The organism is Mesorhizobium quangtriensis (assembly GCF_040081925.1).
GTDB lineage: Bacteria > Pseudomonadota > Alphaproteobacteria > Rhizobiales > Rhizobiaceae > Mesorhizobium_K > Mesorhizobium_K quangtriensis.
Window position 1 is genome coordinate 488,049 of sequence record NZ_JBEBMF010000002.1, and the last position, 21,500, is coordinate 509,548.

A 21,500-nucleotide genomic window follows, 5' to 3' on the forward strand; every position below is an offset into this window, starting at 1 on the left:
TCGACCACGGAGCTCTTTTCGCCATGTCGTTCAAATCCTTCGATGAACTGCGCGCGGCCTGCACGACGCTGCCGACAGGCGATCTACGATCGCAGGCCGCTGCGCTTGCCCACCAGGATACGCTGACCAAGCCGCAGGGTAGCCTCGGCCGGCTCGAGGAACTGGCTGCATGGCTGGCACGCTGGCAGGGACGCACCATGCCAAAGCTCGACAAGGTGCAGGTGGTGGTCTTCGCTGGCTCTCACGGTGTCACGGCGCAGGGCGTGTCTGCTTTCCCGGCCGAGGTTACGCACCAGATGGTGGCAAATTTCGCCGCCGGCGGCGCGGCGATCAACCAGCTTTCGCGGCAGGCCGGCGCGGAACTGTCGGTCGTGCCGCTGGAGGTCGAGCACCCGACGCGAGACTTCACGCAGGAACCTGCGATGAACGAAGCAGAATTCCTCGCCGCCGTCTCGGCTGGCTACGCGGCTGTCGCGGACGACGCCGACCTCGCCTGCTTCGGCGAGATGGGTATCGGCAATACGACGACCGCAGCAGCCTTGGCGGCAGCCCTGTTCGGCGGAGAACCAGCCCGATGGGTCGGGCGAGGTACCGGCGTCGATGACGCCGGGCTGAAGCGCAAGGCGGTCGCGATCGAGAAGGGCCTGGCCCTGCACAAGGCTTCTCTCGGCGATCCGCTGAAGGTCGCCGCCGCACTGGGAGGCCGCGAACTCGCCGCGATCATGGGCGCGACGCTCGCCGCACGGCACAAGAACGTTCCCGTATTGCTGGACGGTTTCGTCTGTACCGCCGCAGCCGCGCCGTTGCAGAGGCTCGATCCCAACGGGCTGGCGCACACGCTCGCAGCGCATGTCTCGGCAGAAGCCGGCCATCACGGCCTCTTGGAAGCGCTGAACCTGAGGCCGCTACTCGATCTCGGCATGCGGCTTGGCGAGGGTTCGGGCGCAGCGCTGGCGATCAATGTCGTGCGCTCAGCGCTGGCCTGTCACATCGGCATGGCGAGTTTTGCCGAGGCCGGCGTCTCCGATAAATAGTCAGCAAGGAAGCCCGGCCAGCTACGCGGAGGCGAGCGTCCTTGCCTGGCGTCAACTCTTTATGAAGGCCAGAAGATCGGCGTTGATCGTGTCGGCATGCGTCGTCGCCATGCCATGCGGGAAGCCGGGATAGGTCTTCAGGATCCCGTTCTTCAGCAGCTTCGCCGAGAGCGGCGCAGAATCGGCATAAGGCACAATCTGGTCGTCGTCGCCGTGCATGACGAGCGTCGGCACGGAAATCGCCTTGAGATCTTCCGTCTGGTCCGTTTCCGAGAACGCCTTGATGCCGTCGTAGTGGGCTTTCGCTCCGCCCATCATCCCCTGCCGCCACCAGTTGTAGATGACGCCCTGGTCGGCCTTCGCACCGGGACGGTTGTATCCGTAGAACGGCCCCGACGGCACGTCGAGGAAGAACTGAGCACGGTTCGCCGCCAGCGCGGCGCGAAAACCGTCGAACACCTCGATCGGCAGGCCACCGGGGTTCTTCTCGGTCTTCAGCATCAAAGGGGGCACTGCACTCATAAGCACTGCCTTGGCGACGCGCCCCTGCGGTTCGCCGAACTTGGCGACGTAGCGCGCCACCTGCCCGCCTCCGGTCGAATGGCCGATATGCACGGAGTTCCTGAGATCGAGGTGTTCGACCACCGCCGAGGCGTCCGCCGCGTAGTGATCCATGTCGTGACCGCTGTCACCCTGCGAGGATCTTCCATGACCGCGACGGTCGTGAGCGATCACGCGAAAACCCTTGTGCAGAAAGAAGAGCATCTGGTTGTCCCAATCATCGGCGGAAAGCGGCCAGCCGTGATGGAAATGGATCGGCTGGGCGTCCTTCGGTCCCCAGTCCTTGTAGAAGATTTCGACACCGTCGCTGGTTGTGACTGTTCCCATCGGTCAAATCCTTTCAGCCAGATGATTTCCAGAAGAATGCTTGGGAGTGCTTGATCGCGACAGTCATTGATCGAAACGGTCGCGCGCGTGCAACATGATCCAAGTCCATGACTGTCGCAAGACAGGTCTTCATACATCCGGGCAAGCAGACAGGTTGCCTGGCCCCCTAAATGTCCCGAAACAGAGGTCATTACGCGGATATTCGGGATTGCGGACTTCCGACAGGCAGCAGTGGGCCATCCTGTTTGCTGGCCGTCGTTTCGCAACGCTTTGAAGCGTTTTCGCGGATAGCTTGTTTAGGGGCTGGACAGGCAGGGAAGCTGTGGCTATATCCGCCGCGACCTCCGGTTCGCCGGACGCACGGGTGCGTAGCTCAGTTGGTAGAGCAGCTGACTCTTAATCAGCGGGTCACAGGTTCGATCCCTGTCGCACCCACCATTCCGCTAGCGAACAATCTCCTGAGACGAGACCTTCGGGCCCGAGGGCAGTCAAATCTCGTCCCAAACGACTAGAGAACGATGACGCGCGCGCCGTTTCGGACGGTTCCGAAAAGTTCGAAGACGTGCTCGTTGAACATGCGAATGCAACCTGCCGAGGCGGCATTGCCGATCGACCACGGCTCGTTGGTGCCGTGGATGCGATAGAGCGTGTCCCGGCCATTGCGATAGAGGTACAGCGCCCGGGCACCGAGGGGATTCTGCGGGCCTCCGGGAACTCGCGCAGGCAATTCCGGATTGCGGCTCCGCATATTGGCGGTGGGATGCCAGGCCGGCCATCTTGCCCTTCGCTGGATGATGGTCTCCCCGCTGAATTTCCGGCCCGCTCGACCGACCGCGATCCCAAAGCGGATCGCCCTACCCGGCGCTTCGATATAGTACAGGAAGCGCTCTTCCTTGTTGATGAGGACGGTTCCGACAGGCTCCCTGCCCGAATAGGGCACTGAATGCCGGTGGAACTGCGGGGGAACAAGCCCCATGTCGACGAGACGAATATCATACGGCTGATCCGGGATTCTCCCGATATACCAACGCTTCTGCGAAGCCTCAGCGCGTCCGAACAGCGCCAGAGATGAAGCGCCCCCCACAATCAGGGACCGCCTGTTTAGAAAGCCTGACAAGAGAATCTCCCCTCAACCTGCCCAGAGCGCGAGGTAGACCAGAGGCTTGGCAGGCTGACAAGCAGCAGCACATCGTCATGGGATGGAGTTCAGAATCGGAAGACCGCCCCCAGGACCGGTCCGGACTGAACGACGTCGTAGAGGAAGCCGTCGTTCTCGTAGTCGACGCCCAGGGCACGATATCCACCGACGATCGAGGTTCGCTCGGTCCATTGATAGCCGACCGCGCCCAGTACATCCCAGCTTACATCGGAGCCAGCGCCCAAACCGCCGACCATGCCCCAACCGGTCAGATACCATGCCGGGTTAAGATCAACGCGCCCTCTGATACCCACCATCGGGTCGACCCAGGTCGCGCCATCGCTGCCGCTGAATTCGGCAAGCGGTGGTCCACCTGCGGACAGGCTGAGCGATATGTCGTTGTTGACACTCCAGATGCGGGCGCCGGCCATCAGATCTACCGTCGCTGTCGGTTCTGCGACCACGCGGTACTGGCCCATCAGTGTGCCGGTGAAGCTGCTTGTTTGGACGTTGCCAGCAAGCGCGACAGGCCCGACATTCTGCACCGTTCGTTCCACTGTCTCGTCCAGCTCAATCTTGACGTAGACGATATCGGCAAGAATACCCCAAGTACCATTGTGCGCCTCGCCGACGACCATGCCGCCAAAGCGCAGATTATCAAATATATCCCCGAAGCTCATGTCGACATCGACGGGCTGTAGCCCAAACAAGCCGACATCACCTTGCAATCCCGCCCCCCAAAGATAGGGGGCGATGCTGAATGCCCATCGATCCTGTTCAGGAGCCGCTTCTACCGGCGCTTGCCCGTCTATGAGGTCTGCTGCATAGACGGCGGGCGAAGTGAGCGAAATCAGCCCTATGACAACTGCGGTCTTCGCAACAATGGACATGATCTTGTCTTTCTGAAGCTTTCATAACTTCGGGTCGCCCACGCCAGCACATCAGATCGATACGCCGACGCTACCCTCACCGACGCCTTGTGTTGCCGAAGCTATTCCGCAACCGCCTTGCCCGGCACTGCCTGATAGGGATCGGCGTGCACAACCTGCTGGCCCGTGGCCTTTGTGCCCGGCATGATCTCGAAGCGCGGATCAAAGTCGACAATGGTCGCAGCCAGCTTGGCCAGCACGGTAACGTCGCCTTCAAACTTTGCCGTTCCGTCGGCGAGTTGTGCCTCGAGCGTTTTCACGCCCATCATGGTCTGCTCCAGATCCGACCGGTTGATGGTCAGGGTCAGGTCAGGCTTCGCAGCCTGGAAACCTTTGATGTTGGTGAGTGTCGCATCTTCGAGTTCGACAATGAATTTTTCGCCGTTGTCGGGCGTGACGAGATTCATGGTGAAGCGGAGCCCTTCAGCCTTGCGGCTGTCCATCCTGATTCCGAGGAAGTTCAGGAAAAGCTCCGTGGTCATCGCGCGGATGATGTCAGGGCTCGATGAACTGGCGGCCTCGCCCTGCGGGATGCCGGTTCGCAGCTCATAGGCGCCGGCCAGGAAGCTGTTGCGAAGACCGGGATTTTCCTGCTGATAGCCGATCTGCTCGAAAACGTCGGCCAGCAATTGCTTGGCCTCAGTGTTGTCGGGTTCAGCCTGGACCAGCTTGTTCAGGATCTCGGTGGCCAGCAGGTAATCTCCCGTTTCGTGCAGTTCGCGGCCCCGGGCAAGGATTTTTTCGCTACCGCCCATCATCTCCACGTAGAGCGGGGCAGAGTCTGTCGGCGACAGCTGGATCAGCGTCGCCGGATTGCAGTCCCAGAAACCGAGATAACGCTGGACCACACCACGCGCATTATGCTCCGGCGAACCGTGGTAGCCACGGCAGTACCATTTTTGCTGGAGCCCCTTCGGCACCTCATACACGTTGTGTATCTGATTGATCGTCACGCCCTGGTTGGCAAGGTGCAGCACCTGGTTGTTCATGTTGGCATAGATGTCACGCTGGCCGCGCATGACCTCTTGCACCCGCTCGTTGCCCCATCGTGGCCAATGGTGCGAGGCGAACATGACCTCAGCCTCGATGCCGAACCGGTATAGTGCCTCGGCGATATATTTCGACCAGGCCAGCGGGTCGCGTACCTGGGCGCCGCGCAGCGTATAGATGTTATGCAGCGTCGCGTTGATGTTCTCTGCCATCCACAGCGCCTTCAGGTCCGGGAGATAAGTGTTCATCTCGCGCGGCGCTTCCGTGTTCGGCGTGTTCTGGAAGATCATGCGCACGCCGTCGACCTCGAATTCCTCAATCGGCTCCGAAACCAGGCGCGTTGGCGCGATCAGTCCGGTGCCGCCGGCCGACACACCCTGGCCCAACCCCTGACCGACGTAACCGTGCGGACCCGCCGGGAGAAGCAGGCCGTATTGATAGAACAGCCTGCGGTTCATGGCGTTGCCGGCATAGACGTTCTCGGAGACGGTGAAGTCCATGAAATCGACTGGAGCGATGACTTCGACCTTGCCGGAACGCACGTCGGCCTCGTCGATAAGCCCGCGTACGCCGCCCCAGTGATCGCCATGCGTATGGGAATAGATCACGGCTGATACCGGCAGCCCTTCGCCCTTGTGATCCTGGAACAGTTTCCATGCAGCCCGCACCGGCTCCGAGGAAACCAGCGGGTCGAACACGATCCAGCCGGTCTTGCCGCGGACGAAGGTGATGTTGGATAGGTCGAAACCCCGGACCTGATAAATTCCCGGAATCACCTCGTACAGCCCGTAGTTGTTGTTGAGCCGGGAGATGCGGTGCAGCGAGGGATGAATGCTGTCAAACTTCTCCTGCTGGTCGAGGAAAAGAAACCGTTCCATGTCCCAGGCGACATGCCCGGCGTCCGCCGGGATGGTCATTTCGGTCATCGACGCGATCAGGCCACGCTTCTGCTCGTCGAAATCGCGCGTATCCGCGAACGGCAGACCGGCGCGTGATTGCTTCAGGATCTCCTTCGTGAATTTCGACGGCGCCTTGCCCTGCGGATGAAAATGGCCGGCCAGAGGAGCTTCTTGAGCCCGTGCTGTCCCGCCCTCTCCGAGAAAATCGCCCGCCACCGCGAATGCGGCCCCTGCGATCGGAAGAGCTCCGAGGAACTCGCGTCGAGTGGTCATGAGAGACTCCTGTTTGTGATGCTAGGCCCACCGCAGTTCGTAAAAAAACGTGCGTCTTCGCACCCGGACAACGAAGTCGAGTGGAAGGCCGCACGCGTCCACGAGCGGATCTATTGTGGATTTGGAGAACCGTAGTGTATGGATACTACCAAGTCCAATAACCGATAGTCATAAGTTAATAGTGCGGGTCTATCGTGAACTCTGTTCGGCACCTTGAATTGATTGTCGCTCTTGGGACGCATCGGCACTTTGGAAAGGCTGCCGAGGCACTTGGCATTTCGCAGCCGGCGCTGACAAAGGGGCTTCGTCACATCGAGAAAACGCTCGGCGTGCCCCTGTTCGATCGAGGCGGAGTGGTCGCGCCCACCGTCTTCGGAGACATCGTTCTCGAACGCGGCGAAGCTATACTCGGCAGCTTCGCCGAACTCCTCCGCGAGATAGAGCTGACAAAAGGCATCGACAGCGGACGCCTGTCTCTCAGTGTCGGTGCCTATCCTGCGGAGATTTCAGGGCAAGACGCGTTGGGGATGCTATCGCGTGCACATCCATCCATCCTTTGCGACTTCAGCGTGAAGGATTGGCCAGCCGTATTGGACGACGTTCTCCATGCACGTTGCGATCTCGGGTTGGCAGACATAACCGAGGCGTTAAAGTATCCGGAACTGGAAACATCGCTGGTTCGAAAGTGCCCGCTACTCGTTGTATGCCGGTCCGGGCACCCCTTGACGCGACTGGAACGCGTGACCATGGGGGACCTCTTCGAGTTTCCCTGGGCGGGCGTGCATATACCCGATGCCGCGCTGGCCCTCCTTCCCAAGGAAGTCAAACCGTACGGTGTGGTGGATCCAGTTACCGGTTTTGGATCACCGCGATTGAGGGTGGAGACGGTTTCCGGCCTTAAACACATCATCGGTCAGAGCGATGCGCTTTCGGCACTTCCCCGGGTATTGCTTGACCGATACGAGGGAGAATTGAACCTGGAAGCGCTGCCGTTGGAGTTGCCTTGGCTTACGCTCAATTACGGCTTCATCTGGCGACGTTCGCGGAGCCTTTCTCCTGCCGCGATGAAGTTCAGGACACTCGTGCATCAGGTCGAAAAACAGGCAAACAAGAGGAAGATCGCTGCCTAGGCCGCTCGGCGCGATCGCAGCGCGTTGCCGCTTCTGACATCAGACTGTGCCAGCCACGACGAAGATCATTTTTTCGAAGCTTTAGCTGTTGACGCAGGCCGAGCGGTCGACGAAATAGCCGCGGCGATCATCCCTGAGCACGGGTTGGGATGAGGTTGAGGGGAAACCGATGTCCAAGTCCAACCGACTGATTCTGGGGCTGATTTTTGGCGTAGTATTCGGAGCGGCCACGGCCATGGCGCTGGCCATCGCAGCAACATACATGCTCGACTCTTCGCAAGTGGATACAGCCTTCGTGAAAGGTGCCGCGTTCTACTTCGCACCGATGGGCGCAATGGTCGGCGCGATCATCTGGGCAATATGGGCAAAGCGGCGATAACGAGGCGCGGCCCTGCGCCCGAGCCATCAGGCGTAGAGCAGACCTTCGGCGACCTTGACCGCGTGCCCGCCGATGCGCGCATGGGTCAGCCGGCCCGACGCCACGTCGACCTCCAGCCTGATCCGGGACGGCCGGCCCATCTCGACCCCCTGCTCGATCCAGTAACGATGCTGCCCGTCTGTCGGCTGGTCGAAATGGTGGACCGCGCCGGCAAACGCGGCGGCAGCCGAGCCCGTCGCAGGGTCTTCCGCGATACCGTCCCATGGCGCGAACATGCGCGCATGGAAAGCGCAATCATGCCCGACGGTCTCCCGGGAGTATATATAGGGCGCGGGGACGGAGCCACTCACTCGCGGCGCGATATCGAGCCACATCGCGGCATCGACCGCCGCCCTGCCCACTTCGTCGAGTCCGGCGACCGGTACAGTTACGTAAGGCACGCCGGCAGACCATATGCCGAGCTTGTGGTTTTCGAAACCAATCTCGTGCGGCACCAGCCCTAGCGCCGCAGCCACCGCCGCAGCATCGAGCGTGGCATCGATGCGTGTCGGAAGCTTCGGCAGGTCGAACTCGGCAAACGTCGGCCATTCGCCCCGCGTGACGACACAGCGCACGGGACCGACCTTTTCCTCCAGCACGAGAATGCCGGCAGCGCAATCATCGCTCACGCGTTCCGCCAGCGCGACCGCCGTGCCGACCGTTGGGTGGCCGGCGAAAGGTAGCTCTCCCCGCGGCATGAAAATGCGGATCGACGCCTTGTGGATCGGGTTCTTCGGCGGCAGGACAAACACTGTCTCGGACAGGTTGAACTCCCGTGCGATGGCCTGCATGCGGCCGGTGTCCAGTCCCTCCGCATCCATAACGACAGCGAGCGGATTGCCTGCAAGCGCAGTGTCCGCGAAGACATCGTAAACAAAATATTGACGCGATTTCATGGGCTTGCCACCTGCCAAAAATCAAACATGAGCGAAATTTAACTTGTAATCACCGCCCGAGGGCACAAGTTCAGCGTAGGAATACGTGTGTCGGCGCGTAGCAATATCGAAAAGACATGGGCGCGCAATGGACCAGATCGTCGACCGTAATGGCAGCCTGCAGAATAGAAGTGCGCCTGAACCGCAGGAACACAAGCCGCAGTCGGCTTCCCAATCGCTCGGCCTGACCAGCGCGAAGGGCCGGAAGCGCGGTCGCGGCTCGCTCTATGCGCTTGCGGCGGGTGCGCTTGCAATCCTCGCAGCCGTCGCCGGCTACTGGCAATTCGCCGGCGGATCATCCAGCCAGCCAACCTATGTCACCGCCCCGGTCGAGCCCGGCGATATCACGGTGCAGGTCTCCGCTACCGGCACGCTGCAGCCGCTGATCCAGGTCGATATTTCGAGCGAACTGTCGGGCGTCGTGCGTTCGGTGTCGGTTGACGAGAACCAGAGCGTGAAACAGGGCGAGGTGCTGGCCGAACTCGACACCACCCGCCTCGAAGCTCAGATTGACGGGGCCAGAGCCTCGGTCAAGTCGGCCGAAGCCAAGATTCTCGAATCCAAGACGACTCTTACCGAAAGTCAGCAGGCATTCACGCGCGCCGAACAGCTCCTGAAGCGAGGCATGGCCGCGCAGCAGGTGCTGGATACGGCTACAGCGACCCGCGACCGCGCCGAAGCAAACGTCGCCATGGCGGAAGCCAACCTGGCGATTGCCCAGGCCACACTGAAGCAGCAGGAAGCGGATCTCGTGAAGAGCAAGATCTATGCGCCGATCGACGGCATCGTGCTGACGCGTTCGGTCAATCCCGGCCAGACCGTCGCTTCCTCCATGCAGGCTCCCGTCCTCTTCGTGCTGGCGGCAAATCTGGAAAACATGGAACTTGAGGCCGCGATCGACGAGGCTGACATCGGCAGCGTGAAGGCCGGACAGAGCGCGCGCTTCACCGTTGATGCCTTTCCGGAACGGACTTTCGACGCCGACATCCGCGACATCTCGTTTGCTTCGGTGACGACCGAAGGCGTCGTGACATACAACGCGCGGCTGGACGTGGATAACAGCGAACTGCTGCTGCGGCCCGGGATGACGGCTACGGTTTCGGTGGTGACGCGCGAAGCAAAAGGTGTGCTGACCGCGCCGGGCGCAGCCTTCCGCTACAGCCCGCCCGCGACGACCGAAAGCCGAGGCTTCAGCCTGCGTGACATGTTCATGCCGCGCATGGGCCCGCGCGGGCAGCGCCAGCAACAGCGTAATGCGGACCCGAGCACCCGCACCGTCTATGTCCTGAAGGACGGCGCACCGCAAGCTGCTCAGGTGAAGACCGGTTCCAGCGACGGCGAAGTTGTCGAGATCGTATCGGGTCTTTCGAAAGGCGACCACGTCATCACCGGCAGCAGAAGCGCGAGCACGCAGGGGCGATGATGAACATCGCGATGCGGCGCCAGCCGCTGATCACCTTCGAGAATGTCTGGAAGACCTACGGCAAGGGCGAGGCGCAGGTGCACGCCTTGGCGGGCATCGACGTCTCCATTGGCCAGGGCGAGTTCGTCGCCATCATGGGACCTTCGGGCTCGGGCAAGTCGACGGCGATGAACATCGTCGGTTGCCTGGATACACCCACGTCCGGCCGATACGGCTTCCTCGATGTCGATGCCGGCAAGCTAGACAGGGGCAGCCGCGCGACGCTGAGGAATCGCTACATCGGCTTCGTCTTCCAGGGCTACAACCTCCTGCCGCGTACGACAGCTGTGGAGAATGTCGAGCTCCCGCTGATCTATCGCGGTGTCGCGTCGCGAGAACGGCGAGAGCTCGCTATGAACGCGCTTGCCGATGTCGGGCTGAAGGGAAGAGAAACGCACACGCCGGCTGAACTATCAGGCGGCCAGCAGCAGCGCGTGGCGATCGCCCGCGCCATCGTGACTCGCCCTACGTTGCTCGTCGCGGACGAGCCGACAGGCAATCTCGATACCGCCCGCAGCCACGAAATCATGGATTTGTTGACGCGGCTGAACGGAGAGCTCGGCCTTACCATCGTGATGGTGACGCACGAACAGGACATCGCCGACTACGCCCGGCGCACGCTGCGGTTCCTCGACGGGCGCGTCGCCTCCGACACGACCAGCCTGGAGACGGCGTGATGTTGTGGGAAACCATTCGCCTCGCGCTCCTTTCCGTATGGCGCAACGCCCTGCGCTCGTTCCTCACGCTGCTCGGCATCGTCATCGGCGTCGCGGCAGTGATCGCCATGATCACCATCGGCTCGGGAACGACCGAAAAGGTTCGTAGCGACATATCCAAGCTCGGTAGCAACCTGCTGGTCGTGCAGGCGGCAAGACCGGACCGTTCCGGCTCGACCTCATTCACGCCCAAGCAACTCGAGGCCAAGGACGTTGAGGCGCTGAAGAAGGGGCTGGCGACTGCAAAGGCAGTCGCTCCCTCGGCGCAGAAATCCGTTCGTGTGGTCTATGGCTCGCAGAACATCTCGGCGCAGGTTACGGGCACGGAGAACGACTATTTCACCGCGCGGGACTGGAACGTGGAGTCGGGTCGCGCCTTTACTGAATCCGAGATTCGCGGCGGCACGAATGTCTGCCTGATCGGCGCGACCGTGCGGAGCCAGTTCTTCGGATCCGGCGACCCCCTTGGCCAGTCCATCCGTGTGAACCGCTCGAGCTGCACGGTGATTGGCGTGCTCGAGTCCAAGGGTACGTCCGGCTTCGGCCAGGATCAGGACAATGTGGTCATGATGCCGCTCTCGGGTTTCCAGCGTCGCATCGCCGGAAACCGCGACATCGGCTCGATCTTCGTTGCGGCGGCCGATGGCGTCGCGACGTCCGACGTGCAGGCCGAGATCGAGACGATCCTGCGCGAGACACGCCGGATAGCGCCTGGCGCCGACGATAATTTCGAGATCCGCGACATGACACAGATCGCCGACGCCATGGCGAGCGCCACCACGACCATGACGGGCATGCTTGGCGCGGTGGCGGGTGTCAGCCTTCTGGTCGGGGGCATCGGCATCATGAACATCATGCTGGTGTCGGTGACCGAGCGCACCCGCGAGATTGGCATCAGGCTGGCCATCGGCGCGCATGAAAGGCACATCCTGATCCAGTTCCTCGTCGAGGCGACTGTCCTGTCGCTGCTTGGAGGATTGATTGGAATAGCACTCGGATTGTCTCTCGCTGGCGTTGCGACGGCGTTGCTCTCGATACCCTTCGCGCCGAGCATATCGATCATCCTCCTTGCCGTGGGCTTCTCCGCCCTGATCGGCATGGTGTTCGGCTTCTTCCCGGCGCTCCGGGGCGCCCGACTGGACCCAATCGAAGCCCTGCGGCATGAGTAGGGTGCTATTACGTCCCTGAAAAATGCCAGTCGATCATGGGCTTCATATGCTCCATCAGCCCTTCCGCCAGGTCGCGCGCGTTGCGGATGACCACCGGTCCCTCAATTTCCGGCTCGCTCTCCGCAGCGACGAAATCGCGGATGCGTGAGGTGATGCTCTCCGCGTCCTCTTCGACGAAATAACGTCGGAAGATGACGGTGCCGCGCTCGGTGGCGAGCGCATGGTATCGCTCCTCGCGACGCACATCCGAGATATCGATACCGGTCTCTTCCCTCACCTCGCGGACCATGTTGCCGTGCGCATCGACCTTGCCATCCGGAAAATCTTCCGGCTCGAAGGAACCCGCCGCGAAATAGACCTTGCCGGCATTGACGGTGTGTGCGGCCATGCGGATGGCGATCAGCGCATTGTCGCTCGACACCAGCATCGGATGCGCGAAGGCGTGGGCAACGGTGGCGACACGATCCTTTCGCCAGTAAAGGAAGGTCGAGTAGCTGACCGCATGGCAACGGCCGTACAGACGCCCGTCGGCATAGCCGAACTCGGAAAGCAGCACGACCGTTCCGTTGAAGACCGCCGGCTTCTCCCGTACCTCCAGCGCCCAGTTTTCGGCAATGGCCTTCTCCCGGCCCTGCACGAAAGGATGCGGGGACGTATCGAGCCTCACGTCGATGTGGTCGACCGGCAGTATGACATCGAGCGGCAGGGGATGGCTCAACGCGGCGATCCTCAGGCTATATCCAGCGTGACCACAACCGGACAATGATCGGACGCCTTGGGACGATCCCAGCCGGTGCGGGGATAGCGCTCGACGTCCTGGCCCGGCGGAAAAGGCGTGCGCCAGGGCTGGCCGCCGCGCACGATATCGGGGACGGCGGTGGCGTTGCGGGCGGCAAGTGACGGCGACAACAGGATGTAGTCGAGCTGGCACAGATGGCGCTCCTGCGGCCCGCGCGTGTGATACAACGTCCAGCGGTCCAGGGTTGGCCGGCGTTCGACGATGTTTTCGCAGAAACCGCCGGCAACCAGCGTATGGACGCTCGATGCCGTCTCCTCCGTTGGCTCGAAGGTGAAGTCGCCGAAGGTGTCTCCGCCGATGACTACCCTTTCGCGATAGTCGTTGAGGTCGCCGCAAATCATCCACCGCTCGCTTCCGGCGTGTTCCTTGCCGAAGCGTTCCTCGATGATATGACGTACTGCCAGCGCCTCCGCGTGGCGGATCGGCATGGTGGCCTGGCGTCCGTCCATTCCGTTGCGCGGGCTGCCCATTGATTTGAAGTGCACGGAATAGATGGTCAGCGGGCGGCCAGCGACGGTAACGTCGATCTCCAGGCAGTCCCGCCTGAAGATGCGCTCATGCGGCTCCTCGCCGAGCGCTGCGAGTTCGGGCGTATGCAGTCCGAGGTCGGCATAGGTGAGATGCGCATGGCTGGTCATGCGCACGAACTCTATCGGCTGGCCGTGCGCCGTTTCCGAACGCAGCATAACGGCGACATCGATGCCGCGCGAGTCGTTGCCTGACGTCGTGTACTTCTGGCGATAACCCTGCCCGACCATCTTGAATAGATAACCGTATTCGAATGCCTTCAAGGCCTCCATGTTGTCGACCTCCTGAAGGCACAGGATGTCGGCCCGCGTGGCCGCGATGGCGAGCGCGGTCAGCTGGCGCGTGTCGTCGGCGTGCGCGATCGTCCGCGCCTGCTCAAGCGCCCGGTACTCGGCCTCGTTGGCGATCTCGAAGAGTGCCAGCGTCCGGTCTTGCTGCAACTGGTTACGATAGCCGGAATAGTCGAACCTGTTCATCAGGTTCTCGACATTGAAGGTGGCGATGCGCAGCGACATGGGCTCGACCTTTGCCCACAACTGTCGGCGAACACAAGTATTGCGACCGCTTCTGGCTAGGGATCAAAAATCAGGCCGCAACAATCGCGCTATGGTTGAGCCTTCCTGCCCCAGCTGCACGAAAGCCGCGCATCCCACGGATTTTGCAGCGGAATTTGCAACCCACGACGCATTTTCCCGTTTACGGGTGCGGGAGACGGCGTGATACTCGGACCCGAATGAATCAAGAAGAAGCGGAGGACCGGTATGCCCGGACCGACCGACGCTCCCCCGCCGAGGGAACACCGGCGCCGCGTCCTGAAAAGGGCGGCGATCATTTCGGGCATAAACGACTCTGTCGTGCAATGCACGATCCGCAACATGCACGAACATGGAGCGGAACTTGTCGTGCATGCCGAGGCGCGAGTTCCCGGGGAATTTCTGCTGTTCGTGCCACTCGACAACATTGGCTATCGCGCCGAGCTACGCTGGCGCAAACGCGATCGCTGCGGTGTCAGCTTTCACGGCACCGAGCCCAAGCCATCCTGGTACTACGGCTGATGCCAACAAGAAGGCCGGCGGATTTCTCCGCCGACCATGCCTTGGGAGGCGATTCTTTTTCTGTCCTTGCGCCTGCTGGGCGAGGTCCGGGGACGCAAAGACAGAATGGTGTGAATCGTTTAGTTCTTCGCCTTGTCGACCAGCTTGTTCTTGGCAATCCACGGCATCATGCCGCGCAGCTTTTCGCCGACCTCTTCGATCTGGTGGCTGTCGTTCATGCGGCGGATGCCCTTGAAGCGGGAAGCGCCCGAGCGGTACTCCTGCATCCACTCCGAGGTGAACTTGCCGGTCTGGATGTCGTTGAGGACGCGCTTCATCTCGGCCTTGGTCTCGGCGGTGATGATGCGCGGGCCAGACACATACTCGCCCCACTCGGCGGTGTTGGAGATCGAGTAGTTCATGTTCGCGATGCCGCCCTCATAGATGAGGTCGACGATCAGCTTCACCTCGTGCAGGCACTCGAAATAGGCCATCTCCGGCGCATACCCGGCCTCAACCAGCGTCTCAAAACCGGCGCGGATGAGCTCGACCAGACCGCCGCAAAGCACCACCTGCTCGCCGAACAGGTCGGTTTCGCACTCTTCCTTGAAGTTCGTCTCGATGATGCCCGAACGGCCACCACCAACGCCGCAGGCGTAGGACAGGCCGAGGTCGAGCGCGTTTCCGGAGGCATCCTGATGGACGGCCACGAGGCATGGCACACCACCGCCCTTCTGGTATTCACCGCGCACGGTGTGGCCCGGGCCCTTCGGCGCGACCATCAGCACGTCGACGGTCTTCTTCGGCTCGATGAGGCCGAAATGCACGTTGAGGCCGTGTGCGAAAGCGATCGCGGCGCCGTCGCGGATGTTGTCGGCGATTTCGTTCTTGTAGATGTCGGCCTGCAATTCGTCGGGAGCAGCCATCATCATCAGGTCAGCCCACTTGGCGACTTCCGCCACCGTCATGACCTTCAGGCCGTCGGCCTCGACCTTCTTGGCGGTCGGCGAACCGGGCTTCAGACCGATTGCGATGTCCTTGACGCCGGATTCCTTGAGGTTCAGCGCATGGGCGCGTCCCTGGGAGCCGTAGCCGATGATGGCGACCTTCTTGCCCTTGATGAGATTGAGATCGGCGTCGCGATCGTAATAAACACGCATGGATACGTTTCCTTCCTTGTTGATTTCAGGTTTGACGAATTTTGACGCGCGACGGCGCGCCGAAAAGAACGAAGAACTGTTCGACAGCCCTCCTGGCGTCCTGCTCGATCGCCGCTGGTGAGAGCTTGAGGGGATCGCCGAGTAGCAGGCGGATCTGCACGTCGCGCCCCACCAGTCCGAAAAATGTGCGGAACGTGTCTTCCACATCCTCGAAAACGAGAAGTCCGGCCGCCCTGCCCGCCTCGAGCAGCGGCTTCAGGCGTTCGCCAATCGCGAACCGGCCGTTGGCCAGCACGATCGCACCGAGGTTGCTCTTGCCCGAGGCGGCATGGCTGACCGCCACCCTGTTGAGCGCGACGGACGTCCGGCTGGAAATGACCTTAAGCCAATTGGCAGCGAAGGCCTCGAGGCTGTCACGCAGGGCCTCGGCGTCGAGTTTCTGCCGGTCGTAGTTGCCCGCGCGGACCTTGGACGCCTGCCACCGGACGGTTGCCGCGAGCAATCCCTCGCGGTCGCCGAACCATTTGTAGAGCGTTTCCTTGGAACAGCTCGCACGCCGCGCCACCGCAGTCATGGTAAGCTGGTCACCGCCCTCGACCAGAAGGTCGAGCACGGCGTCAAGCACCGCCTTCTGGCGCTCCGTCGGGGTCTCTTTTTCGGCAGTCGAGGTCAATCTGATAACCGTACCGTACGTTACGGTTCGGCTGACTAGCCGGAATGTGCTCACCCGTCAATGCGGGAAGTCGCACCCGGTATGGCCCTTTCGCGTGCCAAAGATCGAAAATCGAGCCGTAGTAGTCAGATAATACCCGCTGGTGGCAGGGCTCTGTTAGCCTTCTTCAAGCGACAGACACAGAAGGAGGAATGTGATGACCGCCAGAATTCTCATGATCACGGGCGACTACACCGAAGACTACGAGACGATGGTTCCTTTCCAGACGCTGCTCGCCTGCGGCTATCAGGTCGACGCCGTCTGCCCGGGCAAGAAGGCCGGAGAGACAGTCGCAACCTCGATCCACGATTTCGAGGGCCAGCAGACCTATTCGGAAAAGCGCGGCCACAATTTCGCGCTCAACGCCACCTTCGCCTCGATCGACGTCGCCAGCTACGATGCGCTGGTGGTGCCCGGTGGACGCGCACCCGAATACCTGCGGCTCGACGACAAGGTGATCGCCATGATCCGCCACTTCTTCGAAGCCGGAAAGCCTGTCGCTGCCATTTGCCACGGCGCACAACTCCTGGCGGCTGCAAAGGTGCTCAAGGGCCGGACCTGCTCCGCATATCCAGCCTGCCGCCCCGAGGTGGAAATTGCCGGCGGCACCTACGCCGATATCCCCATTGACGGCGCGGTCACCGATGGCAATCTGGTCACCGCGCCTGCATGGCCCGCGCATCCTGCTTGGCTGAAGCAGTTCATGGCGGTATTGGCCGCAGGCGGGGCAGTCACCGACAAGGCCGCCTGACAGAAGCACGAACGTCCCGGGAGGAGACAATGTGCGAACTTTTCATCAAGGCCGACACGCGCCTGTGGGAATCCACCACGCGCTCGCTGCGAATCGACGGGATGGTGACGAGCGTCAGGCTGGAGAATTTCTTCTGGGCGAAACTGGAAGAGATAGCGCGTCGCGATTCCATGAACGTCGTGCAGCTCATTACGAAGCTGCACCATGAATCGATCGACGCCGGTCACGACCTCGGCAACTTCACCTCGTTCCTGCGCGTCTGCTGCGCCCGATATCTCGACCTGCAACTGACGGGCGACGTACCGACAGACGTCTCAAGGCCGATCGCCGGGCTGAACGCCCGGGCGATCCTGGGACGGGAGCGCGAGAAGTACCACCAGCCGAGACTATACCCAGTCGGCTTCGCGCAACCCCACCGCCCCGAACGGATCGACGGCCGTCCCGGCGACCATCGAGGCCAGGAACTGCGGCCCTGGCGGTATGCGGGCGGCGATGGCGATCAGTCGGTCGCGGAGGAACGGAAGCGTCGCCGAATCCGACTGGTAGAAGGGCGTGAACATCGACGACAGCGCCTGAAAAACCCGCACATGCCAACGGCGGGCGCGGGCATAGGCGTCGAGGGCGTCATCGATGTTCGAGGTCTGCGCAAGGACATGGGCCAGCGCCGCGGCGTCGAGCAGCGCCATGTTCGCCCCCTGCCCCAGTTGGGGACTGGTCGAATGGGCGGCGTCGCCGATAATGGCAAGGCGCGGACCAATCGGCAGCTTCAGCGTGTGATGGCCATAGCGCGCGAGCGTAAGTTGGTCGAAGCTGTCGATCTGATCGATATAGGCACGGCATTCGGGCCAGAGGCCGCAGACACGCGCCTTCCAGGCGTCGAGGCCCTCAGAGCTAACCCGGTCCGCCTCGTCCGGTTTCAGGCTCCAGAAAAACGCCGCCATCTTCTCCGCTGATGCCTCCGGCCTGCCGATCGGCAGCACGCCAATCATCACGCTGGCGCGCTGATAGCGCTGCACGAGCGCATTGTCTTCGAAACCTTCGCCGCGCCAATCGAGCGACGCCCAGAATGCGCCATAGGGCAGCGGCTTTGGCTCCTCGGGATGGAAGGCAAAGCGGCGCAATTTGGAGCGGGAGCCACTGGCGTCGACGACCAGATCAAACGTGCCGACTTTTCTTCCTCCGCCAGCAATAACGGCATTGCTGCCAACATCGACCCCATCCAGATCGATGCCGGTTTCGATCGCGATGTTTTCTCCGATAGCTGCGCGATGAAGCACACCGAAAAGTGCTGCCCTGTGTACCGCCACCCCGAACCGGCCGCCGCGCTGGGCATCATAACGGACATCAAGCACCGTCCGGCCGCTGCGCGCATCCGCGCCGTATAGGCGGTCGATCCGGCTGCCCAGCATCATGATCTCGTCGAGCAGGCCAAGGCCGCCAAGAACGGTCAGGCCGGTCGGCTGGAGAATGAGGCCCGACCCGACCGAAGCCGGCTTGTCGAAACGCTCGAAAATCGTAACGCGATGCCCTGCCCTGTGCAGGAACAGCGCCGCAGCGAGCCCGGCCGGCCCCGCGCCGGCGATGGCGATATCCAGTTTCTTCAATGCGTCCCCGCCTCGACTCCGAACCGTCATATACCCCCGGGAGGACAGAAAGACCTGACGCTTAAATCCGATCAAGAGCAGTCACAGAACTTGTTCAGCTCGCGCCATCGCCTGGAGCGTCAGCCTCCCGGCTCTTTCTCCAGCCCGAAAATCTCCATAGGCTCGCTCACGCCACGCAATGCGTACGAGCCCAGCGACTTGACGGCGCGATCCTGGTTCCGCGCAACGTCAGCGGTCATGAGGATCGAGTGGCCGAGTTGCTTGCTCATCGCCTCCACACGGCTCGCCGTGTTGACGGCCGCGCCGATGACGGTGAAATCGAGCCTTTCCGGCGCGCCGATATTGCCGAAGAAAACATCGCCGGCATGGAGAGCAACTCCGGAACGAAGCGGTCGCCAGCCTTCGGTGTCGGCCAGATGTGCTGGCGGCTGCCGATTGAGTTCATTGAGCGCCGCTTCCGCGGCGATGGCAGCCGCAGTGGCAGCGGAGGCCGCATTTCGTTCGGCATACACGTCATCGAAGGGAAAGATCGCGAGCAGGCCGTCGCCGATATATTTCAGCACCTCTCCGCCGTTGGCGATGACCGCGCCTGCGATCTCCTCGAAATAGGCGTTGAGCACGGACAGCATCTCGGCCGGCTTCAGGCGGTCGGACAGGTCGGTGAACCCACGCAGGTCCGATACCCAGATAATCGCCTCGACGCGGCTGCCTGCACCGCGCTTGATCGATCCGGTGAGGACGCGCTGGCCGGCGAGTCTGCCCAGATACGTCTCCAGGACGTTTTCCGCGATCCGCATCGCGATATGCCGCTCGACGTGCAGAGCCAGAAGGCGCAGCAATCGCTCGAGCGTCACGCGTTGGGTGTCGGAAAAGCCGCTTGCCTGCCTGGTCGCGACCGTTGCCACATTGTGGTAGCCCGCGCCGCCGAGTGGAAGCGCCAGATAATGCGTAATCCCTATCGCCTTCAGGTCCGCCGTCAGCGAAAAACGCTCGTCAGCGGCCGGATCGTCCGTGAGAAGATCGACCACCTCACCCTTTTCCAGAACGATTGCCAGCGGACTGCGCAGGTAGGCTTCTGTCCCAAGCGACTGTTCCGCGACCTTGATTTCGTCGCAAAATCCATCCGCGATATTCCAGTTCCAGGCGAACCCCAGGAGTTGCGGGTGCAGCGTTCCGACATGCAGGCTGGCCCGGTCGAGCGGGAGTCCGGTCGCCACCAGCCTCCAGACGAACGCCTCGAACAGCACGATGAGATCGGAGTATCCGACCGCCTCGCCCAGCAGCCATTCTTCGACCTGATCGACGGTTAGCGCCGCCGGCGCGGACAAGCGCCCTCCGGAAAGCCGGCGCATCAACGTGACTGTTTCGGGATAACGTCTTGGTGCCGGATCGACGGGAACGTGGCGCATGGATAACTATTCGTCCGGGCGTGATGCCATTGCAAGCATAACGCTTCAGGGAGTGACGCCTATGGTCAGCCTGCGTCGAAACTTGCGCGCGCTTCGCGCACCCGACCATGATTGTTCTCGGCCCAATGCAGTACATGCTGAAGCGAGTCGTACATCTGGTGACCCATTTCGGTCAGGCTGTATTCAACGCTCGGCGGCTTCGTTGGGAAGACCTCGCGATTCACGTAGCCGTCGCGTTGCAGGTCGCGCAGCGTCTGCGTCAGCATACGTTGCGAAATGTCCGGCACGAGGCGACGCAATTCGCCGAATCGATACGGCTTTTCCGCCAGCGCCATCAGCAGAAGCGAACTCCACTTGTCAAAGATGTTCTGCACCACGTTGCGGATCGGACAATTCGCCAGACCGCCCTGCGCGACATCGGCCCGGTAAATCTCGATTTTCTGGCGGGCGGATGAGATTCTTGCGTCCATGAAGGCGGTACCTTTTACGTAACTACCTGCCGGAAAACTGCCCTCTTTACGCCGGCTGGGCAATTACTAATCTAGAGATGGTCTCTTTTTGAGAGCTTATACCGATCCGTAACCGACAGGACAACTGCTATGACCGAAACCATTTTCGTCACCGGCGCCTCAGGCCATCTCGGCCGCGCCATCATCGACCATCTTTTGGCGGATCAGGGCGTCGCTCCCTCGCGCATCATCGCCGGGTCGCGCAGCCCGGACAAATTGTCCGACCTCGCCGCCAAGGGTGTTACGGTGCGCAAGGCAGATTTCGATGACGGTGCCGGCCTTGAAAAGGCGTTCTCGGGGGCCGGGACGGTCCTCATTGTCTCCACCGATGCCCTGGACGGAGCGGGAACACGCCTGCGCCAACACAAGGCTGCCGTCGCGGCCGCTGCCAAGGCGGGCGTCAAGCGACTGGCCTACACGTCGCTGCCCAAGGCCGAATCCTCAAAGGTGAGCTTCGCGCCGGACCACTTCGGTACCGAACAGGCCATAAAGGCGACCGGCCTGCCCCACCTGATCTTCCGCAACAGCTGGTACCAGGAGAATGCCTTCATGAGCCTGCCGTCGGCGCTGAAGAGCGGCCAGTGGTACACCTCGGCCGGCGACGGTCGCACGGCGTTCGTCGCGCGCGACGATATCGCGGCCGCGATCGCCGGCGCGCTTGCCAACCCGCCCGCAGCCAGCACGACCTACACGCTGACTGGCACTGAGGCGTTCACGAACGATGAGATTGCCAAGCTGGCGAGCGAAATCCTCGGCAAGCCCATCCAGGTCGTCAACCTGACCGATGACCAACTCGCGGGCGGCATGAAGGCCGCGGGCGTACCGGAAGCCTATATTCCGACCTTCGTCTCCTTCGACACTGCCACGCGCGCCGGCGACCTTTCCGAAGTAACCAAGGACGTCGAAACGCTTTCGGGCCGCAAGTCGCGCTCGCTCAAGGCGTTCTTCGAGGCCAGCAAGTCCGCGTTCCTCGGCTGATCGGGAAATGGATTGGCACGGACGAAGGTTCGCGC

General features: G+C 61.9%; 21 protein-coding genes, 1 tRNA gene and 1 pseudogene. 11 read left to right on the plus strand and 12 right to left on the minus strand.

Features of this window, described 5'->3' with window-relative positions; all coding sequences use genetic code 11:
- Nucleotides 1–23: 23 nt before the first annotated feature.
- On the plus strand, nt 24–1,034 hold the full coding sequence (gene cobT / locus ABMA32_RS11070; RefSeq protein WP_349013819.1) for a nicotinate-nucleotide--dimethylbenzimidazole phosphoribosyltransferase: 1,011 nt from the start codon (nt 24–26) through the stop codon (nt 1,032–1,034).
- Between the two features lie 51 nt (nt 1,035–1,085).
- Here the strand turns inward: cobT and ABMA32_RS11075 are convergent, their stop codons facing one another.
- The gene (locus tag ABMA32_RS11075) at nt 1,086–1,922 is read right to left on the minus strand and encodes an alpha/beta fold hydrolase (RefSeq protein WP_349013820.1); all 837 of its coding nucleotides are present in this window, start codon (nt 1,920–1,922) and stop codon (nt 1,086–1,088) included.
- A 362-nt stretch (nt 1,923–2,284) separates the two neighbouring features.
- Here ABMA32_RS11075 and ABMA32_RS11080 point away from each other — a divergent pair.
- Nucleotides 2,285–2,360, plus strand: a tRNA-Lys gene (locus tag ABMA32_RS11080).
- Nucleotides 2,361–2,430: 70 nt separating this feature from the next.
- On the opposite strand, the gene ABMA32_RS11085 is transcribed toward ABMA32_RS11080, so the two are convergent.
- The 3 genes from ABMA32_RS11085 to ABMA32_RS11095 form a co-directional block, all read right to left on the minus strand.
- Nucleotides 2,431–2,898, minus strand: a complete 468-nt coding sequence (locus ABMA32_RS11085) for a L,D-transpeptidase (RefSeq protein ID WP_349013821.1) — start codon at nt 2,896–2,898, stop codon at nt 2,431–2,433.
- 230 nt (nt 2,899–3,128) lie between these two features.
- Nucleotides 3,129–3,950 (minus strand): hypothetical protein, encoded by an 822-nt coding sequence (locus tag ABMA32_RS11090; RefSeq protein ID WP_349013822.1) that lies wholly within the window; start codon nt 3,948–3,950, stop codon nt 3,129–3,131.
- A 101-nt stretch (nt 3,951–4,051) separates the two neighbouring features.
- Nucleotides 4,052–6,151 carry an alkyl/aryl-sulfatase gene (locus ABMA32_RS11095; RefSeq protein WP_349013823.1) on the minus strand — a complete coding sequence of 700 codons (2,100 nt, stop codon included), beginning with the start codon at nt 6,149–6,151 and terminating at the stop codon, nt 4,052–4,054.
- Nucleotides 6,152–6,369: 218 nt separating this feature from the next.
- On the opposite strand from ABMA32_RS11095, the gene ABMA32_RS11100 reads away from it, so the two are divergent.
- Nucleotides 6,370–7,281 carry a LysR family transcriptional regulator gene (locus tag ABMA32_RS11100; protein WP_349013824.1) on the plus strand — a complete coding sequence of 304 codons (912 nt, stop codon included), beginning with the start codon at nt 6,370–6,372 and terminating at the stop codon, nt 7,279–7,281.
- Nucleotides 7,282–7,450: 169 nt separating this feature from the next.
- Complete coding sequence (locus ABMA32_RS11105) at nt 7,451–7,660, plus strand: hypothetical protein (protein ID WP_349013825.1); 210 nt, start codon at nt 7,451–7,453, stop codon at nt 7,658–7,660.
- 26 nt (nt 7,661–7,686) lie between these two features.
- Here ABMA32_RS11105 and ABMA32_RS11110 read toward each other — a convergent pair whose 3' ends face one another.
- The gene (locus tag ABMA32_RS11110) at nt 7,687–8,595 is read right to left on the minus strand and encodes a PhzF family phenazine biosynthesis protein (protein ID WP_349013826.1); all 909 of its coding nucleotides are present in this window, start codon (nt 8,593–8,595) and stop codon (nt 7,687–7,689) included.
- Between the two features lie 127 nt (nt 8,596–8,722).
- On the opposite strand from ABMA32_RS11110, the gene ABMA32_RS11115 reads away from it, so the two are divergent.
- The 3 genes from ABMA32_RS11115 to ABMA32_RS11125 are packed head-to-tail and all read left to right on the plus strand — an operon-like array spanning nt 8,723 to nt 11,981.
- Nucleotides 8,723–10,057: an efflux RND transporter periplasmic adaptor subunit gene (locus ABMA32_RS11115; protein ID WP_349013827.1), complete on the plus strand. Its 1,335-nt coding sequence runs from the start codon at nt 8,723–8,725 to the stop codon at nt 10,055–10,057.
- On the plus strand, nt 10,057–10,773 hold the full coding sequence (locus ABMA32_RS11120; RefSeq protein WP_349014719.1) for an ABC transporter ATP-binding protein: 717 nt from the start codon (nt 10,057–10,059) through the stop codon (nt 10,771–10,773). The genes ABMA32_RS11115 and ABMA32_RS11120 overlap by 1 nt, the downstream gene beginning before the upstream one ends.
- On the plus strand, nt 10,773–11,981 hold the full coding sequence (locus tag ABMA32_RS11125) for an ABC transporter permease (protein WP_349013828.1): 1,209 nt from the start codon (nt 10,773–10,775) through the stop codon (nt 11,979–11,981). The genes ABMA32_RS11120 and ABMA32_RS11125 overlap by 1 nt, the downstream gene beginning before the upstream one ends.
- A gap of 7 nt (nt 11,982–11,988) precedes the next feature.
- Here the strand turns inward: ABMA32_RS11125 and ABMA32_RS11130 are convergent, their stop codons facing one another.
- Together ABMA32_RS11130 and ABMA32_RS11135 are read right to left on the minus strand one after the other, a co-directional pair.
- The gene (locus ABMA32_RS11130; RefSeq protein WP_349013829.1) at nt 11,989–12,699 is read right to left on the minus strand and encodes an NUDIX domain-containing protein; all 711 of its coding nucleotides are present in this window, start codon (nt 12,697–12,699) and stop codon (nt 11,989–11,991) included.
- A gap of 11 nt (nt 12,700–12,710) precedes the next feature.
- Complete coding sequence (locus ABMA32_RS11135) at nt 12,711–13,823, minus strand: endonuclease/exonuclease/phosphatase family protein (protein WP_349013830.1); 1,113 nt, start codon at nt 13,821–13,823, stop codon at nt 12,711–12,713.
- Between the two features lie 246 nt (nt 13,824–14,069).
- Between ABMA32_RS11135 and ABMA32_RS11140 the strand changes: the two genes are divergently transcribed.
- Entirely contained in the window at nt 14,070–14,363 is a 294-nt protein-coding gene (locus ABMA32_RS11140; protein ID WP_349013831.1) for a PilZ domain-containing protein, read from the plus strand.
- Between the two features lie 119 nt (nt 14,364–14,482).
- Here the strand turns inward: ABMA32_RS11140 and ilvC are convergent, their stop codons facing one another.
- A complete protein-coding gene (gene ilvC / locus ABMA32_RS11145) occupies nt 14,483–15,502 on the minus strand; it encodes a ketol-acid reductoisomerase (RefSeq protein WP_349013832.1) in 1,020 nt (339 codons plus the stop codon).
- Between the two features lie 25 nt (nt 15,503–15,527).
- Nucleotides 15,528–16,175 (minus strand): TetR/AcrR family transcriptional regulator, encoded by a 648-nt coding sequence (locus ABMA32_RS11150; protein WP_349013833.1) that lies wholly within the window; start codon nt 16,173–16,175, stop codon nt 15,528–15,530.
- Nucleotides 16,176–16,371: 196 nt separating this feature from the next.
- Here ABMA32_RS11150 and ABMA32_RS11155 point away from each other — a divergent pair, with 196 nt between their 5' ends.
- Both ABMA32_RS11155 and ABMA32_RS11160 read left to right on the plus strand, forming a co-directional pair.
- Entirely contained in the window at nt 16,372–16,965 is a 594-nt protein-coding gene (locus tag ABMA32_RS11155; protein WP_425475520.1) for a DJ-1/PfpI family protein, read from the plus strand.
- A 29-nt stretch (nt 16,966–16,994) separates the two neighbouring features.
- A pseudogene (locus ABMA32_RS11160) lies at nt 16,995–17,342 on the plus strand (ribbon-helix-helix domain-containing protein); the annotation flags it as partial.
- Between the two features lie 9 nt (nt 17,343–17,351).
- Here the strand turns inward: ABMA32_RS11160 and ABMA32_RS11165 are convergent.
- The 3 genes from ABMA32_RS11165 to ABMA32_RS11175 all read right to left on the minus strand — a co-directional run bounded on the left by ABMA32_RS11165 (nt 17,352) and on the right by ABMA32_RS11175 (nt 20,448).
- Nucleotides 17,352–18,569, minus strand: a complete 1,218-nt coding sequence (locus ABMA32_RS11165) for an FAD-dependent oxidoreductase (RefSeq protein ID WP_349013835.1) — start codon at nt 18,567–18,569, stop codon at nt 17,352–17,354.
- A gap of 119 nt (nt 18,570–18,688) precedes the next feature.
- Nucleotides 18,689–19,978, minus strand: coding sequence for an adenylate/guanylate cyclase domain-containing protein (locus tag ABMA32_RS11170; RefSeq protein WP_349013836.1), 1,290 nt, complete (start codon nt 19,976–19,978; stop codon nt 18,689–18,691).
- Between the two features lie 65 nt (nt 19,979–20,043).
- Nucleotides 20,044–20,448, minus strand: coding sequence for a winged helix-turn-helix transcriptional regulator (locus ABMA32_RS11175; RefSeq protein WP_349014720.1), 405 nt, complete (start codon nt 20,446–20,448; stop codon nt 20,044–20,046).
- Nucleotides 20,449–20,577: 129 nt separating this feature from the next.
- On the opposite strand from ABMA32_RS11175, the gene ABMA32_RS11180 reads away from it, so the two are divergent.
- Nucleotides 20,578–21,465, plus strand: coding sequence for an SDR family oxidoreductase (locus ABMA32_RS11180; protein ID WP_349013837.1), 888 nt, complete (start codon nt 20,578–20,580; stop codon nt 21,463–21,465).
- Nucleotides 21,466–21,500 lie beyond the last annotated feature (35 nt).